The sequence below is a fragment of the Cryobacterium sp. TMS1-13-1 genome, assembly GCF_004403125.1.
GTDB lineage: Bacteria > Actinomycetota > Actinomycetes > Actinomycetales > Microbacteriaceae > Cryobacterium > Cryobacterium levicorallinum.
On sequence record NZ_SOGX01000004.1, the window covers coordinates 123,851 to 139,978 of the forward strand.

Annotated in this window: 13 protein-coding genes and 2 pseudogenes; 7 read left to right on the forward strand and 8 right to left on the reverse strand. The window is 65.5% G+C overall.

From position 1 onward, the window contains the following. Window positions 1–4: 4 nt before the first annotated feature. Window positions 5–1,594 (reverse strand): molybdopterin-dependent oxidoreductase, encoded by a 1,590-nt coding sequence (locus E3T31_RS02390; protein WP_134467316.1) that lies wholly within the window; start codon window positions 1,592–1,594, stop codon window positions 5–7. A 111-nt stretch (window positions 1,595–1,705) separates the two neighbouring features. Between E3T31_RS02390 and E3T31_RS02395 the strand changes: the two genes are divergently transcribed. After that, a complete protein-coding gene (locus tag E3T31_RS02395) occupies window positions 1,706–4,204 on the forward strand; it encodes an RNA helicase (protein WP_134467317.1) in 2,499 nt (832 codons plus the stop codon). A gap of 159 nt (window positions 4,205–4,363) precedes the next feature. Here the strand turns inward: E3T31_RS02395 and E3T31_RS02400 are convergent, their stop codons facing one another. The 7 genes and pseudogenes from E3T31_RS02400 to E3T31_RS02425 form a co-directional block, all read right to left on the reverse strand. Next, window positions 4,364–5,287 carry a sulfurtransferase gene (locus E3T31_RS02400; protein ID WP_134467318.1) on the reverse strand — a complete coding sequence of 308 codons (924 nt, stop codon included), beginning with the start codon at window positions 5,285–5,287 and terminating at the stop codon, window positions 4,364–4,366. Window positions 5,288–5,359: 72 nt separating this feature from the next. Beyond that, window positions 5,360–5,863 carry a LysM domain-containing protein gene (locus E3T31_RS02405; protein ID WP_134467319.1) on the reverse strand — a complete coding sequence of 168 codons (504 nt, stop codon included), beginning with the start codon at window positions 5,861–5,863 and terminating at the stop codon, window positions 5,360–5,362. Window positions 5,864–5,961: 98 nt separating this feature from the next. Beyond that, a pseudogene (locus E3T31_RS02410) lies at window positions 5,962–6,107 on the reverse strand (L-serine ammonia-lyase, iron-sulfur-dependent, subunit alpha); the annotation flags it as partial. A gap of 54 nt (window positions 6,108–6,161) precedes the next feature. Then, window positions 6,162–6,257 (reverse strand): annotated as a pseudogene (locus E3T31_RS18155) (hypothetical protein); the annotation flags it as partial. Window positions 6,258–6,379: 122 nt separating this feature from the next. Continuing rightward, a complete protein-coding gene (locus tag E3T31_RS18160) occupies window positions 6,380–6,715 on the reverse strand; it encodes a hypothetical protein (protein ID WP_241977518.1) in 336 nt (111 codons plus the stop codon). A gap of 83 nt (window positions 6,716–6,798) precedes the next feature. After that, a complete protein-coding gene (locus E3T31_RS02420; RefSeq protein WP_134441641.1) occupies window positions 6,799–7,899 on the reverse strand; it encodes an acyl-CoA desaturase in 1,101 nt (366 codons plus the stop codon). A gap of 155 nt (window positions 7,900–8,054) precedes the next feature. Beyond that, window positions 8,055–9,689 (reverse strand): dolichyl-phosphate-mannose--protein mannosyltransferase, encoded by a 1,635-nt coding sequence (locus E3T31_RS02425; protein ID WP_241977526.1) that lies wholly within the window; start codon window positions 9,687–9,689, stop codon window positions 8,055–8,057. Between E3T31_RS02425 and rsmI the strand changes: the two genes are divergently transcribed. The 6 genes from rsmI to E3T31_RS02455 all read left to right on the forward strand — a co-directional run bounded on the left by rsmI (window position 9,688) and on the right by E3T31_RS02455 (window position 16,109). Beyond that, window positions 9,688–10,560, forward strand: coding sequence for a 16S rRNA (cytidine(1402)-2'-O)-methyltransferase (rsmI, locus tag E3T31_RS02430; RefSeq protein WP_134467321.1), 873 nt, complete (start codon window positions 9,688–9,690; stop codon window positions 10,558–10,560). The two genes, E3T31_RS02425 and rsmI, sit on opposite strands and share 2 nt — an antisense overlap. 49 nt (window positions 10,561–10,609) lie before the next feature. Continuing rightward, complete coding sequence (locus E3T31_RS02435) at window positions 10,610–11,617, forward strand: NADP-dependent oxidoreductase (protein WP_134467322.1); 1,008 nt, start codon at window positions 10,610–10,612, stop codon at window positions 11,615–11,617. Window positions 11,618–11,656: 39 nt separating this feature from the next. Then, window positions 11,657–13,228, forward strand: coding sequence for a methionine--tRNA ligase (gene metG, locus E3T31_RS02440; protein WP_134467323.1), 1,572 nt, complete (start codon window positions 11,657–11,659; stop codon window positions 13,226–13,228). Further along, the gene (locus E3T31_RS02445; RefSeq protein ID WP_134467324.1) at window positions 13,221–14,225 is read left to right on the forward strand and encodes a TatD family hydrolase; all 1,005 of its coding nucleotides are present in this window, start codon (window positions 13,221–13,223) and stop codon (window positions 14,223–14,225) included. The genes metG and E3T31_RS02445 overlap by 8 nt, the downstream gene beginning before the upstream one ends. Window positions 14,226–14,326: 101 nt before the next feature. Further along, window positions 14,327–15,124, forward strand: coding sequence for a 16S rRNA (adenine(1518)-N(6)/adenine(1519)-N(6))-dimethyltransferase RsmA (rsmA, locus tag E3T31_RS02450; RefSeq protein ID WP_241977609.1), 798 nt, complete (start codon window positions 14,327–14,329; stop codon window positions 15,122–15,124). Window positions 15,125–15,176: 52 nt separating this feature from the next. Then, window positions 15,177–16,109, forward strand: coding sequence for a 4-(cytidine 5'-diphospho)-2-C-methyl-D-erythritol kinase (locus E3T31_RS02455; RefSeq protein WP_134467528.1), 933 nt, complete (start codon window positions 15,177–15,179; stop codon window positions 16,107–16,109). The last annotated feature ends 19 nt before the right edge of the window (window positions 16,110–16,128 follow it).

The window sequence follows — 16,128 nt, forward strand, 5'->3', positions numbered from 1 at the left end:
TTCGTCAGGCCGAGACAGACACCGTGACTTCGTGCAGTCCGGTGGCGCCGTCGGGGGCGACGTCGGCTGTGGCCGACGTTTGCACGAAGCCGGCGGCATCCGTTGCCCGCACCCTTACGGTGTGTTCGCCGGCGATGGCGTCGGTCCAGGTGTACGCCCACTGCCGCCAGGTGTCGACTGAGATCGCGTCGGCGAGCGTAGCGTCCTGCCAGGGGCCGTCGTCGATCTGCACCGCGACGGCGCTCACGCCCACGTGCTGGGACCAGGCGACACCGGCAATGACGACCGACCCGGCCGTAGCCGACGTTCCGGCGCGCGGTACGTCGATGCGCGAGGATACTTTGACCGGCCCGAGGGCGGACCAACCGCGCGGCGTCCAGTAACCCTGCTCATCGGCGAAGCGCGTGAGCTTGAGTTCCACCACCCACTTTGTCGCTGACACGTAGCCATACAGGCCGGGTACCACCATGCGCACCGGGTAGCCGTGTTCGAGCGGCAGCGGTTCGCCGTTCATGCCGACCGCCAGAATGGCGTTGCGCCCGTCGGTCAGCGCCTCGATCGGGGTGCCGGCGGTGAAACCGTCCTGGCTTCGGGAGAGCACCATGTCGGCGCCGGTCTGCGGTTTCGCCCGGGCCAGCAACTCGCGAATCGGATAGCCGAGCCAGGTGGCATTGCCGATCAGGTCGCCGCCGACATAGTTGGAGACGCAGGCGAGCGTCGTTGTGCTCTCTTCGAGCGGCAGGGCGAGCAGTTCGGCGAAGTCGATCTCGACCTCGTTCTCGACCATTCCGGTGATCTTCAGCCGCCAGTCGCGCGGGTCGATGCGCGGCACGCTGAGGGCGGTATCGATGCGGTAAAAGTCGGCGTTCGGGGTGATCAGCGGGGTGATGCCCGCCACGTCAAGGCTCGCCCCGGCCGGTATGGCGGCTTGTCGAACGGATGCCGGTGGCAGCGTGAACAGCGCGCGCGCGGCATCCGCTGCCCGGGTCGCTGCCGCGCTGATCTGGCCGCCGGCCAGGGCGAGCAGCCCGATGCCGGCGATCACGCCGGTGTAGACGAGAAACCGACGACGGTCAGGGCCGTTCAGGTCGCGGGGTGCGCCGGCCGGTTCCGCTGCGGATCGCGGCAACCGGGTCGTGAGAAGGGTCAGCGCGATCGCGGCGACCCCCATGGCGACGACGGCGGGCACCGCGTCGAGGGTAGAGGCGCTCGAGCGGGACAGCGCCGCGAACAGGGCGATTCCGCCGATGAGTACGACGAGCAGTCGGCCGAACGGCGGGCGTCGGCTCTCCAGGATTCCGGCGAGGGTGGCGAGTACCAGCAGCACGAGCACGATGGTGACGATCAGCACGATCTTGTCGGCCGTGCCGAACAGGCCGATCACCAGGTCTTTGACGCCGGCAGGAACGATGTCGATGACGAGCGCGCCGACCGTGAGCACCGGGCTCGAGCCGGGGGCGATCCACGCGGCAGTCAGCTCGGCCAGCCCGAGGCCAGCCAGCGCCGCGGCGAGCCCGGCAGCCGCCGGGCGCCAGAGTGACCGGGCACGACTTGGCGTGGCAACAGCAGCGGTGTCCGGGGTGACATAGACCATGTCGCCAGCCTAGAACGGGCTGCTGTGATTACCACCCAGCGGGGGCGCAGGATCAGTTTCGTCAGACATCCGTCACATCTTGTGCGCGCGGTAGTGCAGTCTTGAGGGACTATGTCTGTGCTTGAGCGCCTCGAAAACGAAACCGACCCCGACGTTCTCTTCGAGGCGTTCGAAAGCTGGGCGGCCGAGCAGGGCCTCACCCTGTACCCGGCGCAGGAGGAAGCGGTCATCGAAATCGTCTCCGGTGCCAACCTCATTTTGAGCACACCGACCGGAACCGGCAAGTCACTCGTGGCAGTCGGGGCCCACTTCGCCGCGCTCTCGGCCGGCAAGCGCAGCTTCTACACCGCGCCGATCAAGGCCCTGGTGAGCGAAAAGTTCTTCTCCCTGGTGGAGACCTTCGGAGCGGAGAACGTCGGCATGATGACCGGCGATTCGAGCGTCAACGCCGACGCTCCGATCATCTGCTGCACGGCGGAGATCCTCGCCAACCTGGCGTTGCGCAACGGTGAGGATACCGAGGTCGACCTCGTCGTGATGGACGAATTTCACTTCTACGGTGACCCGGAGCGCGGCTGGGCCTGGCAGGTGCCGCTGCTGTTACTGCCGCGGGTGCAGTTCATCCTCATGTCGGCCACGCTCGGTGACGTGAAGTTCATCAGCGACGACCTGACCCGGCGTACCGGACGGGACACGGCCGTCGTCACCGGGGTGGAACGCCCGGTCCCACTCAGCTACTACTACGAGCAGACGCCCGTGCACGAAACCGTCGAAGAATTGCTGCACACTGACAAGGCCCCGGTGTATATCGTGCACTTTTCCCAGGCGGCCGCCCTGGAGCGTGCGCAGGCCCTCGCGAGCGCCAAGGTCGCCTCCCGCGAGCAGCGTGATGTGATCGCCGAACTGATCGGCGAGTTTCGGTTCACCACGAGTTTCGGCAAGACCCTGTCGCGGCTCATTCGCATGGGAATCGGCGTGCACCACGCCGGCATGCTGCCCAAATACCGTCGGCTGGTCGAGCAGCTCGCCCAGCGCGGCTACCTGCGCGTGATCTGCGGCACCGACACCCTCGGCGTCGGCATCAACGTGCCCATTCGCACCGTGCTGTTCACCGCGCTCACCAAGTACGACGGTGTGAAAATGCGCCAGGTCAACGTGCGCGAGTTCCATCAGATCGCCGGGCGGGCCGGGCGGGCCGGCTACGACACCGCCGGCACGGTCGTGATCCAGGCGCCGGAGCACGAGAGCGACAACCTCAAGGCCATCGAAAAGGCCGGCGACGACCCGAAGAAGAAGCGCAAGATCGTGCGCAAGAAGGCACCCGACGGTTTCGTGTCCTGGGGCGAACCGAGTTTTCGCCGACTGGTCGACGCCGAACCCGAGACCCTGTCGTCGAGCATGCAGATGACCGCGGCGATGCTGATCAACGTGATCGGGCGCGGAGGCGACGCCTTCGCTCACGTACATTCGCTGGTCTTCGACAACCACGAACCGTGGCGGCGACAGCTGGTGCTGGCCCGGCGCGCGCTGGGCATCTACAAGACCCTGCGCGAAGCCGGAATTGTGGAGCAGAGCGCGAGCGGCAGCATCCGTTTGACCGTCGACCTGCAGGCCAACTTTGCGCTCAACCAGCCGCTCTCGCCGTTCGCGCTGGCAGCGTTCGAGCTGCTCGACCCCGAAGCGCCCACCTACTCGCTCGACATGATCTCGATTCTGGAATCTACCCTGGACGACCCGCGGCCGGTGCTCATGGGGCAGCAGTTCGCCGCCCGCGGTGAAGCCGTGAATGCGATGAAGCGGGAAGGCATCGAATACGACGAGCGGATGGCGCTGCTCGAAGAGATCACCTACCCCAAGCCCCTCGAGGAGCTGCTGAACTACACCTTCGAGACCTACAAGGCCTCCCAGCCGTGGATCGCCGACTTCGAGCTGCGACCGAAGACCGTCGTGCGCGACATGTATGAGCGGGCCATGTCGTTCGGGGAATTCATCGCGTTCTACAAGCTCGCCCGCAGCGAGGGCGTCGTGCTGCGCTACCTGTCTGACGCCTACCGGGCGGCCCGGCAGACCATTCCCGACGAGGCTAAGAACGAAGACCTGCTCGACCTGATCGAATGGCTCGGCGAGCTCGTGCGCCAGGTCGACTCGAGCCTGCTCGACGAGTGGGAGGAGCTGCTGCACCCCGACCTCGCCGCGCACGACGCCGAATCGCACGCGATTCTGCCGCCGCCGCCGCGCCGCCTCACCACCAACACGCGGGCCTTTCGCATTCTGGTGCGGAACGAACTGTTCCGCCGGGTGCAGTTGGCCGCGCTCGAGCACTACGACCAGCTCGGCGAACTGGACCGCGAGCACGGCTATTCCAGTGACGTCTGGGCCGAGGCGATGGACGGCTACTTCGCCGAGCACGAGGAGCTGCTCACCGGCGGCAACGCGCGCAGCTCCGACTTGCTCATGATCGAGGAGGGCGCCGAGGAGTGGACCGTGCGCCAGATTCTCGACGACCCGGCCGGGGACCACGACTGGGGCATCAGCGCGAGCGTGAACCTCGCCGACTCCGACGAGCTCGGCGAAGCCGTCGTGCGCGTCACCGGGGTCAACCGGCTGTAGCGCGCCCGCGCCCTTAACCGCGCCCGCGCCCTTAACCGCGCACAGGGCCTTGACCGCGCCCACGCCCGCGCCCACGCCCAAGACTGGTAGCCGCTATGATAACGGGCGTAGCGGCTACCCAGATCGGGCGCGCTCGTGCGGTGTCGGCGTGCTGCGCCGCTACGCGCCGGGAGCGCTCAGTGGCGCGGCCGCGTCGGCCGTCCACTCGTTGAGCGACCCGTCATAGATCGAGACGTGCTCGTTGCCGGCGCGGATGAGCGCGAGAGCGCTGGCCGCCGCGGCGATCCCGCCGCCGCAGTAGGTCACGAGGTGAGCGCTCGAGGTCACGGTGGGCGCGAGGGTCGCCTTGAGCGCGTCACCACGGAGGAACGCGTTCGTGACGGGGTCGACGAGCTTCGCGGCTGGCAGGCTGATGCTGCCTGGAATGTGGCCGGCGCGCGGGCGGGTTCCGGCCGTACCGGCGAACTCCGCCGGCGGTAGCGAGCAGACGAGGGCGGCATCCGCTTGGCCGGCGACGATCGACTCGACAAAGCTCTTGTCGACCCACAGCTCGGGCCGCGGCGTTGCTACAAAGCTGCCGGCGAATCTTGGGTGCGTGCCGCCGGCGACCCGCGGGCGGGCGCCACCGGTGGCGTACGGGCGCGTTTCGGCGTGCCACTTGGTCAGGCCACCGTCGAGCACGGCGACATCGTCGTAGCCGAAGGATCGGAACAGCCACCAGATGCGCGCCGCCCATTGACCGACGACGGCGTCGTAGACGACCACCGTGGTCTCATTGTCAATGCCGACGGACGCTGCGGCCGCTTCAAACAGTTCGGCGTTCGGCCGCGAGAAGTCGAATTCGCCGGTCGGGTCGGAGAAAACGTCGAACAGGTCGGCGAACACGGCACCGGGGATGTGTCCCTTGGTGAGGTAGTCCTCGCGCCCACTGAGGTAACGCGGCCCATCTGGGGTGACGGGTGCCAGGGCAAACACGGTGGCGTCGAGAATGACCAGATTGTCGGAACCGAGATGGTCGGCCAGCCATTGCGTGGACACAATGGGGCTGGACACGACGAGCGAGGACGGCACGGGTGAAGTCATAATTCAAGGCTAGCGGTGGCCGCCGACACCGGTCGGAACCGGAGTCGGTTCAGGTCATTCAGAGACACACAGCTACAGCGTCGTGGTCCAATCGAGGTTGATTTTCTGTTTGATGTAGATGTTCTCGCCGAGTCCGGGCACGGAGGGATTCATGGTGAGCAATAGCTGCACCGGGATATTGAATCGCTGGGCGATATCGAAGAATGCGTCACCTTCGATGACCGTGTAAGTGAGCAGCGCGCCGGCACCATCGGACATCGTGGTGCCGCGCGCCCCGGGTGTGCTGCCGAGGTCGACGGCCGGCCCCTGGGGCAGCGGCACGGGTTCCGCGTTCGGCACGAGATCGGGAACTTCCGGGTTGGGAATCAGTGCCGCTTCCTCCGTGGGTGTCGGAGTGGGCGTTGGCATCGGGGTTGGCGTGGGCGAAGGCGTCGGTGCGACGCTCGGCGTGATGGTCACCGTCACCGCGGGTGCTGGTTCACCGGCGCAGCCGACCAGCGCAACGAGCAGGAGGGCAGCGACGGCGATGCCCCGGGGGCGGCGTGCGAAAACGGTGCGAATGGTGGAACCCTTCAAAGCAAGACGGTGCGGCCCGGCCGACCCACGCGTTTAGCCAGCTTAGGGGGAGACCGGTCCGGTTAGACAGGCATCACTACCCCCATGTGGGGATCAGATCAGCACTCGATCACGTTGACCTCGAGGCCACCTCGCTGGTTTCCTTGTACTTCGTCATCATGTCGAGTCCGGTTTGGCGCATGGTTTCGATCACCGTATCGAGGGAGACCAGGTGGGTCCCGTCGCCGTGCAGCGCCAGCCGGGCTCCAAACGCGGACAGGGTCAGCGCGTTCGGATGCCCGGGGAGCCGGGTGTGCGGTTCGAACTGCACATCGCTCTGTTGGATCGGGATCGTGTGCCCGCCGAGCGGTGTGATGGTCGCGCCGGTGTCGAGGGCGGACCAGGCCGCGCGCACGTCGCTCGGATCGCAGGTCTCGGGGCGCAGTCCCGGAGGCCGGCCAGAACGGCGTCGCGGGTTAAATACTCGAGCCCCCCTTGCGGTACAAGAGGACTCAATAGCTAGGGGCGAACCGTTCGTTAGGCGATCGTGAAGGTGATGGTCGCGATGTACGGGGTGACGGTGTTGCCATAAACGCCGGCCAAGTTGGAGCGGAAAGGGTTGGCCGGAACGGTGATTTCCCCAGCGTCGAGGGCGACCCAGGCGCCCACTCCCACGCTCGTGTCTGCCTGCGCCGCCAGGGCGAAGGCGCCCTGGCGCGAGAGCAATGTGAACGAAGTCAGACTCGAGTGGGGACGGATGCCCAGGGTTCCGTCATCGATGGCCTGGGCCGACTGTGGAATGGCCAGGGCTAGACCAACCGGCGCGAGCAGGGCGGCGGCCAGCAGCAAGCTCTGACACTGAACAATACCCATTTGACACATTCTCAGAAATTGTCCAGCTGCGATGCACGAAGGCCGCCTCCGGAGAGACGGCCTTCGTATTCGGTGCTGTGGAACTAGTGCGTGCGGAACCGTGCGGTCATCGGGCAGTCGAACGGGTCACGAGCGGCCAGGCCGACCTTGTTGAGGTAAGCGATGACGATGCCGTAGCTTTCGAAGACGCCGGTCTCGGTGTACTTCACGTCGTGCGACTGGCAGTATTCCTTGGCGATTTCCTGCGCCTTGCGCAGGTGCGGCCGGGCCATGTTCGGAAACAGGTGGTGCTCAATCTGGTAATTGAGCCCGCCCATATAGGTGTCGATGAAGGTGCCACCGCGAATATTGCGGCTGGTCAGCACCTGGCGGCGCAGAAAGTCGACCTTGCTTTCGGCCGGAAGCTGCGGCATCCCCTTGTGGTTGGGGGCAAAGGATGCACCCATGTAGACGCCGAACACGGCCATCTGCACGCCGACGAAGGCGAAGGCCATGCCGAGCGGCAGAAAGAAGAAGATGACGGCGAGGTAGAGCGAGATGCGGGTGACGAGCATCGTGATCTCGATCCAGCGCTGGTCGACCTTGTGCTTGCCGAAGACCGTCTTGAAGCCCTGAATGTGCAGGTTGATGCCTTCGAACATCAATAGCGGAAAGAAGAAGTAGCCCTGCTTGCGGGTGACGAGCGCGCCGAGGCGGCTGACCTTCTTGGCGTCTTCCTCGCGGAACACAATGAAGTCGGGCTCGATGTCGGGGTCCTTGCCAATGACGTTCGGGTTGGCGTGGTGCCGGCTGTGCTTGGTCATCCACCAGGCGTAGCTGATGCCGACGAACAGGTTGGCCAGGATGCGACCGGCTCGGTCGTTGGCTTTGCCGGAGGTGAACACGGCACGGTGGGAAGCTTCGTGCGCCAAGAAAGCGAACTGGGTAAAGATAAGGCCGAGGGCTGCGGCGATGATCAGCTGATACCAGGTGTCACCGAGCAGAACGAAGCCGGCAATAGCGCCGCCCGTGGCGACGACGAGGATGGAGAACACCATCCAATAGAAACCGGTGCGCCGGCCGAGCAGGCCCAGATTGCGCACGGTGTGCAGGAGTGCGGAGTATTCGGTTGTGGGGTTCTTGGTGTCTCCACCCGGGCGGGTCCTGATGATACGGACCGAGGGTGCGGCTAGTGCTTCCGACATGAGGCCTTAGTGGATCGGGACTTCTCAGTCGGGACGTGAGCGATTACTCGTCGTGCAGATAGCCGTCAGTCTACGGTCGTCCGACCGCGATTCGTGCCTTATTCACACAGCATTCCCAGTCATTATATGCCAAAAATGGAATGTATTCGACCGTTCTATCGCCAACTTGGCATCCATACATGCAGTTGCCAAAACAAGAATGATGTCTGCATTCCGGTCCATACCGGGAAGAAAAACGCCGTGAGCAGCAGGGCGACGCCGAGGCCGACAATGACCGCCCGAAGAGCCCCAGGCTGCGGTTGGGGGTCGTATTCCGGTACCTGCGAATGTGCTGAATGCCTGCCTTTGGGCCGCGCCTGGTCGGGAATTTGCTTCAGTACCAGGCCAATGACGAAGGTGAGTCCGAGCAGCAGATACGGTTCGAAGGCGATCGTATAAAACTGAAAAACCGTGCGGTTGAGGTACATCAACCACGGTAGGTAGCCGGCGACCATGCCCATCAATATGAAACCGACCCGCCATTCCCGATACCGAGCCAGCCGGTAGACGAGGTAGAACAGCGCTGCCGTCGCCGCCCACCAGATGAGAGGGTTACCGACCGACGTGATGGCCTCAGCGCAGCTCTGCAGCTGGCAGCCGAGTTCACCCGAGCTGGAACCGCGGTAGTACATGCTGGTCGGTCGGGTCATGAACAGCCAGGTCAACGGGTTTGCCTGGTACGGATGCGGTGTGGCGAGCCCCACGTGATACGTGTACGCAGCTGCCTGGTAGTGCCAGAAGCTCTGCAGGGTATGCGGAACCCAGGCGAGCGGACCGGTCCAGGCGGCCCCCGCCCCGTCGGCCCCGGTCGAATCGGCCCATTGGCGGTAGTACCCACCGCGCGTGACAAACCAGCCGGTCCAGGAAACCAGGAACGTCATGACGGCAATCGGAACCAGCAGCAGAAACGTGACCGGGGCCTGTTTGAGGATGGCGGCGCTGAGCCAGAATGACACGCCATTACGGCGCCGGGCCAGCGCATCCACGACGACGAGGTAGATGCCGAACGCGGCGAGAAAATAGACGCCGGACCATTTCACCGAGCTGGCCAGACCGAAGGCGAGGCCGGCGGCGAGCAGCCAGGGCCGCCACCAGAGCGCCGGACCCCAGCCCTGTTCGCGGAGCCCGGCCAGCCGGCTGGCCAGTCGAGTCGCGTGCCACTCGCGGTCCAGCAGGATCGCCCCGAAACCGAGCAAGGCGAAGAACATCACGAAGTTGTCGAGCAGCGCCACCCGGCTCATGACGATGGCGTGACCGTCGATCGCGAGCAGAAAACCGGCGATCAGGGCGAGCAAGCGGGACTGAAACAGCTTCTGCGCCACGAGCATGATGAGCACGACCGCGAGCACCCCCACCACGACCGTCGCCAGCCGCCAACCCCACGGGTTGCCGGGGCCGAGCAGATTCATGCCGAGTGCGATCAGCCATTTTCCGAGCGGCGGATGCACGACAAAGGACGGGTCGGTCGTGAAGATGTCGGTGCGGCCCGCCTCGAACTGAACGTTGGCGTCTGCCGGCCAGGTGGACTCGTAGCCGTTATTGAACAGGCTCCAGGCGTCCTTTACATAGAACGTCTCGTCGAAGACGAGCGCGTGCGGTACTCCGAGGTTCCACAGCCGTAGCACCGCGGCCAGGAGGACCACTGCGAGGGGAGCGCCCCAGCGAACCCATCGACTAGTAGCGAACACCTGACCATCGTACAGAGCGACCGAAGAACGGATGCTCGGCTGGTGCTGCGAGAATTGCAGCATGATCATTCTTGCTGCCACCCCGATCGGAAACCTCGGCGACGCCTCTCGGCGCCTGATCGAGACCCTGAGCACCATCACCATCGTGGCGGCCGAAGACACCCGCGTCACCGTGCACCTGCTCAAGGCCCTCGGCATCGAGAATCGGCCCAGACTCATTGCCCTGCACGATCACAACGAACGCGGCAAGGCCGCCGAACTGGTCGAACTGGCCCGCGACACGGATATTCTCGTGCTGAGCGACGCCGGAATGCCCACCGTTTCCGATCCCGGCTTTCATTTGGTGGATGCCGCGGTGGCGGCAGGCGTGCAGGTCACCGCCCTGCCAGGCCCGTCAGCCGTGCTGACCGCCCTCGCCGTCTCCGGACTGCCGACCGACCGGTTCACGTTCGAGGGGTTCCTGCCGCGCAAGCACGGCGAGCGGGTCAAGCTGCTGCGTGATCTCAGTGCCGAGCGTCGCACAATGGTATTTTTCGAATCGCCCAACCGCCTCGCGGATTCACTGCTCGACCTTGCGGCAACGCTCGGCGCCGACCGCCGCGTCGTGGTCTGCCGGGAACTGACCAAATTTTTTGAGGAGGTCAAGCGTGGTACAGCTGCAGAGCTGGCCGAATGGGCGGCTTTGGGGGTGCGCGGCGAAATCTGTATCGTCGTTGCGGGTGCCGACGTGCGGGTGCTGGACCTGGCCATGGGCGTGGCCGAGGTGCTGGATTTGGTGGCTGGCGGCATCCGCTTGAAAGAAGCCACGGCCGACGTGTCCGCGGCCAGCGGACTTGGCAAGCGTGAACTGTACGAGCACGCGCTGCAGGCCAAGGCCGGCCCGGGAAAACCTGCCGTAAAAAAACCGGAATACCCCAGTCCTCTTCAGCGTTAAGTTCGGTAAGTGTGAGTCGCATGGTCGCGACCAACCTCGGGAGGTACTTATGTGGCGCTCGGTGCAATTCTCCCGCTATGGGGGGCCGGAAGTTCTCGATCTGGTCGAGATGACCGCGCCGGTTCCTGGTGTCGGTGAGGTGGTCGTTGAGGTCATGGCGGCAGGCCTGAACCCTGGCGAATCCAGTATTCGGGAAGGGCGACTCGACAACGAATGGCCTGCGCACTTCCCGTCAGGACAGGGCAGCGACTTCGCCGGCTTTATCGCGGGCGCCGGAGCGGGCGTCACCGGGTGGAAAATCGGCGACGCGGTGCTCGGTCACACGGTGCGCGGTTCCCAGGCGAATTTTGTCACAGTCCCGGTAGGGAACGTCATTCACAAGCCCGAGCGGTTGCCGTGGGAGATCGCCGGCAGCCTTTACGTTGCTGCAGCGACCGCGTGGCAGGCGGTCTCCGGCGCGAGCCCCGGCCCGGGTCGCACGGTGCTCGTGCACGCCGCACACGGTGGTGTGGGCGTGATCGCGGCACAGTTGGCCAAACGACGCGGAGCCCGAGTTATCGGCACCGCCAGCCCGAACAGTTTTGACTACCTGCGCCAAATCGGCGTGATACCGGTGGAATACGGTCCAGGATTCGACGAGCGGTTGCGGCGGATTGCGCCCGATGGTGTTGATGCCGAGCTGAATCGCCTGGGCGACAACGGACTGATGAATGTTGACTCGACCGACACCGTCGTGCTTGAGAAGATTGCGAGCCTGATCGCCGACCATCAGATCGTGATTCCGGTTGCCGCCATTTACCCATTCGAACGGGTGCGGGACGCCTATCGGGAGCTGGAAGCTGGGCATGCCCACGGCAAGATCGTGCTGTGCATGATGCCAGTCGAGTATGCGCACCAGAAGGTACGTGGCATCGACGTGCGCGAGAGCGAGGTAACGAAGGATGTCCCGAACCGCCCGCCGGTTCCGCCCAACCACGAGGCGCTCCCGCCGGTCTTCGGCCACCGACACCACCTGGCAGCCGCCGGCCCAGCGGCGGAGAGCTCCCACAGCGAGTAACAAAACGTCAGGGCCGCACGCTGCGCATAAGATGAACGCATGTCCGCAGGCTCTTTTTACATCACCACGCCCATTTTCTACGTGAATGATGTGCCGCACATCGGGCACGCTTACACCGAGGTCGCCGCCGATGTGCTCGCGCGCTGGCACCGGCAGTCGGGCGATGACGCCTGGCTGCTCACCGGCACCGACGAACACGGCCAGAAGATTCTGCGCACCGCCACCGCCAACGGCGTCACGCCGAAGGAATGGGCCGACAGGCTGGTCGAGACCGCGTGGAAGCCGCTGCTGGAGACCGTCAATATTGCCAACGACGACTTCATCCGCACCACCGACGAACGCCACGAGGTGAACGCGCAGAAGTTTCTGCAGCACCTGCACGACGAGGGCCACATCTACACCGGCGAGTATGAGGGCTACTACTGCGTCGGCTGCGAGGAATACAAGCAGACCACCGACCTCGTCGACGGCACCGGCGAATACGCCGGCCAACCGGTCTGCGCGATCCACTCCAAGCCGGTCGAACTGCTGCACGAGAAGAACTACTTCTTCAAGATGAGCGCCTTCGCCGACCGTCTGCTCGCGCTCTACGAAGAGAACCCTGACTTCGTGCAGCCGGAAGCGGCCCGCAACGAGGTCATGTCCTTCGTCAAGCGCGGCCTGAGTGACCTGTCGATCTCCCGCTCAAGCTTCGACTGGGGCATCAAGGTGCCGTGGGACGAATCGCACGTGGTCTACGTCTGGTTCGATGCGCTGCTCAACTACATCACCGCGGCCGGCTACGGCCAGAACGACGAGGAATTCGCGAGCCGCTGGCCCGCGACCCACATCGTCGGCAAGGATATTCTGCGTTTTCACGCCGTCATCTGGCCGGCCATGCTCATGGCCGCCGGCATCGAGGTACCCAAGCAGGTCTTCGGCCACGGCTGGCTGCTGGTCGGCGGCGAGAAGATGAGCAAGTCCAAGCTCACCGGCATCGCCCCGAGCCAGATCACCGACACTTTCGGCTCCGATGCCTTTCGTTACTACTTCATGCGTGCCATCAGCTTCGGCCAGGACGGTTCGTTCAGCTGGGAAGACCTCTCGGCCCGCTACCAGTCCGAACTCGCCAACGGCTTCGGCAACCTCGCCTCCCGCGTGATCGCCATGGTCGTGCGCTACTGCGACGGCGTTGTGCCGGCCGCCGGCGAGCTCACGGCCGACGACCTCGCGATTGCTGCCACCGAACAGCGGGTGACGGATGCCGCGGCGAAAGCCATCGAGACCCTCGCCATCCACGACGCCCTCACCAGCGTGTGGGAACTCGTCGACGAACTCAACGGCTACATCACCCTGCAGGAACCGTGGGCCCTGGCCAAGAACCCGGAAACCCGGGCGCGCCTGGAGACCGTGCTGCACACGGCCGTGCGCGGCCTCGGCACCCTCACCGTGCTGCTCTCTCCGGTCATTCCCATTGCCACCGCCAAGCTGTGGACCGCCCTCGGCGGCGACGGCGCCCTCACCGACCAGCGCGTCGACCGGGCCTGGGAGTGGACCGGCGGCGCCCAGGTCAGCCCGCTCGAACCGCTGTTCCCGCGCATCGAATCGATCGTGGAGCCAGCCGATGCCTAATGACGCGGTGCCTAATGACGTGCCTGGTCCTGACGGCATCGACGGCTACGGCAGTGCCATTCGCCGCCGCGACAATACCGCGGGCCGCGACCTGAGCTACCCACCGCTGCCGGAGCCACTCACGGTTCCCGTCTACGACAACCACACCCATCTCGAAATCGCCGATGGGGAGCATCCGCTCAGCTATCGGGAACAGCTCGACCGCGCCTCGAGCGTTGGCGTGCGTGGTGTGATCCAGGTCGGCGGAGACGTCGAAACCTCACGTTGGTCGGCTGCTGCTGCCCGGATCGAGCCGCGCATGCTGGCCGCCGTCGCGATCCATCCCAACGAGGCACCCGATCTCGAGGAAGCCGGAACCCTCGACGACGCCCTCGCCGTGATCAACGAACTCGCCGCCCAGCCGCGCGTGGTCGCGGTCGGCGAGACCGGCCTCGACTTCTTTCGTACGGGTCACGACGGTCGCGCCGCCCAGTTCCGCTCCTTTGAAGCGCATATCCGCATCGCCAAGGAGCACAACCTCGCGCTTCAGATTCACGACCGCGACGCCCACGAGGCCGTGATCGAAACTCTGCTTCGGGTTGGCGCCCCCGAACGTACGGTCTTTCACTGCTTCTCCGGCGACGCCGACATGGCCCGGCTGTGCGCCGAACACGGCTGGTATATGTCCTTCGCCGGCAATGTCACGTTCAAGAACGCCGGCAACCTGCGGGAAGCCCTGTTCGCCGCCCCGCGCAACCTGCTGCTGGTCGAGACGGATGCCCCCTTTCTCACGCCGCTGCCCTACCGTGGCCGGCCCAATGCGCCGTACCTGCTGCCCAACACGCTGCGCGGCATGGCCGCCCACCTCGAAACGGATGTCTCCCTGCTCTCCGCGCAAATCACCGCCAACACCGAGCTGGTCTACGGACGCTGGGACGCCGAGCCCGTCACCGCTGCCTTCGCCGCCCCAAACGACGAGCAAAATCCCGATCAGGCCCCACTCGGCGGCCTCGCATGACCGGCCGCCACTCCCCGGAGCACGTCCCCGCTGACCCCGCCATCGCGGCCAAGCCCACCAAGACGCTCCTTGGCCCCGCCGAGATTCGCGACCTCGCCGAGATGCTCGGAGTCAACCCCACCAAGAAGCTCGGCCAGAACTTCGTCATCGACGGCAACACCGTGCGGCGCATCGTCAAGGTCGCCCGCGTCGCCCCGGGTGACACCGTTGTCGAGGTCGGCCCGGGCCTTGGCTCACTCACCCTCGGCATGCTCGAAATCGGCGCGGCCGTTATCGCCGTCGAGATCGACGACCGCCTCGCCGAGCAGCTTCCGCTGACGGTCGATCTCATGCAGCCGGGTGCTGCGCTCATGGTCATCCGCGCCGACGCCCTCAAGATCACCGAACTGCCCGGCGACCCGACCCGGCTCGTCGCCAACCTGCCCTACAACGTGTCCGTTCCGGTGCTGCTCTACCTGCTCGAGCACTTCGATTCGATTCGCGCCGGTGTTGTCATGGTGCAGGCCGAGGTCGGCGAGCGTCTCGCCGCTCCTCCCGGCAACAAGATCTACGGCAGCCCAAGCGTCAAAGCCGCCTGGTACGGCGATTTTCGCACCGCCGGCAAGGTCAGCCGCCAGGTGTTCTGGCCGGTTCCCAACGTCGATTCGATCCTGATCGCCTTCGATCGTCGCGCCACCCCGCTGGAATCCGAGGAACTGCGGCTCAAGACCTTCGCGCTCGTCGACGCGGCGTTTCAACAGCGCCGCAAGATGCTGCGCCAGTCACTGTCGGTGGTCCTCGGGGACTCGGCGGCGGCATCCGCTCTCATGTCGGAGGCCGGAATCGACCCGACCACCCGCGGCGAACAGCTGACCGTGCACGACTTTCTCGCCATCGCCCGAGTCTGGATGCCGGCCTAGCACGAGCGTGCTGTCCGTGCGGGTAGACAGGCTGGGCTAAGTTAAAAGCATGATGACGACCGCCGGCAGCCCCGTTGTGCACGCGCGGGCTCCCGGCAAAATCAACGTCTTTCTCAAGGTCGGCGCCGTCATGGAAGACGGCTACCACGACCTCGCGACCGCCTACCAGGCCGTTTCCCTGTTCGAAGAAGTGCGCGCCACGCCCGCTACCGACTTCTCCGTCGAATTCAGCGGCAGCATCGACACCTCCGGACTCGCGACTGGCGGCACCAACCTCGCCATCAAGGCCGCTCGGGCCCTGGCCCGCAAGGCGGGCTATCGCGGCGGCGTGCACCTCGAGATCGAAAAGAACGTACCCATTGCCGGTGGAATGGGCGGCGGCTCCGCGGACGCCGCAGCCACCCTTCTGGCCTGCGACGCGCTCTGGGGCACCAACGCCACCAAGGATGAGTTGCTCGGGATCGCCGCCAAGCTCGGCGCCGACGTGCCGTTCTCCTTCACCGGCGGCACAGCGATCGGCACCGGCCGCGGCGACCAGCTCAGCCCGGCTCTGGCCAAGGGCAAATTTCAATGGGTGCTCGCCCTCGCCGACTTCGGAATGTCGACACCCGGTGTTTATCAGGAACTCGATCGGCACCGCGACCGCCACGCCCAGGACATTTTTCCGGCCCAGCACCAGCCCTCCGTCGACGCAAACGTGCTGCAGGCGTTGCGGGCCGGCGACCCGCACATGCTCGCCGACGTGCTGCACAACGACCTGCAGGCCCCCGCTCTGCACCTCGCGCCCGGCCTCGGCAAGGTGCTGCAGCTCGGCGAAGAAAACGGAGCCCTCGCCGGTATCCTCTCCGGCTCCGGCCCGACCGTGGCCTTTTTAGTAGCGGATGCCGACAGCGCGCTCGAATTGCAGGTCGCGCTCTCCGCCTCCCGCCTGCGCGTCGTGCGCGCCACCGGCCCGGTGCACGGCGCCCGCCTGATCAACGACTAGCCCGGAATCGTACGCCCCG

Excerpts from the sequence above, each read along its gene's own strand:
- E3T31_RS02390 (WP_134467316.1), bottom strand. The coding sequence starts at position 1,594 with ATGGTCTATGTCACCCCGGACACCGCTGCTGTTGCCACGCCAAGTCGT.
- E3T31_RS02395 (WP_134467317.1), top strand. The coding sequence starts at position 1,706 with ATGTCTGTGCTTGAGCGCCTCGAAAACGAAACCGACCCCGACGTTCTC.
- E3T31_RS02400 (WP_134467318.1), bottom strand. The coding sequence starts at position 5,287 with ATGACTTCACCCGTGCCGTCCTCGCTCGTCGTGTCCAGCCCCATTGTG.
- E3T31_RS18160 (WP_241977518.1), bottom strand. The coding sequence starts at position 6,715 with ATGGGTATTGTTCAGTGTCAGAGCTTGCTGCTGGCCGCCGCCCTGCTC.
- E3T31_RS02420 (WP_134441641.1), bottom strand. The coding sequence starts at position 7,899 with ATGTCGGAAGCACTAGCCGCACCCTCGGTCCGTATCATCAGGACCCGC.
- rsmI (WP_134467321.1), top strand. The coding sequence starts at position 9,688 with ATGATCATTCTTGCTGCCACCCCGATCGGAAACCTCGGCGACGCCTCT.
- E3T31_RS02425 (WP_241977526.1), bottom strand. The coding sequence starts at position 9,689 with ATGCTGCAATTCTCGCAGCACCAGCCGAGCATCCGTTCTTCGGTCGCT.
- E3T31_RS02435 (WP_134467322.1), top strand. The coding sequence starts at position 10,610 with ATGTGGCGCTCGGTGCAATTCTCCCGCTATGGGGGGCCGGAAGTTCTC.
- metG (WP_134467323.1), top strand. The coding sequence starts at position 11,657 with ATGTCCGCAGGCTCTTTTTACATCACCACGCCCATTTTCTACGTGAAT.
- E3T31_RS02445 (WP_134467324.1), top strand. The coding sequence starts at position 13,221 with ATGCCTAATGACGCGGTGCCTAATGACGTGCCTGGTCCTGACGGCATC.
- rsmA (WP_241977609.1), top strand. The coding sequence starts at position 14,327 with ATGCTCGGAGTCAACCCCACCAAGAAGCTCGGCCAGAACTTCGTCATC.
- E3T31_RS02455 (WP_134467528.1), top strand. The coding sequence starts at position 15,177 with ATGACGACCGCCGGCAGCCCCGTTGTGCACGCGCGGGCTCCCGGCAAA.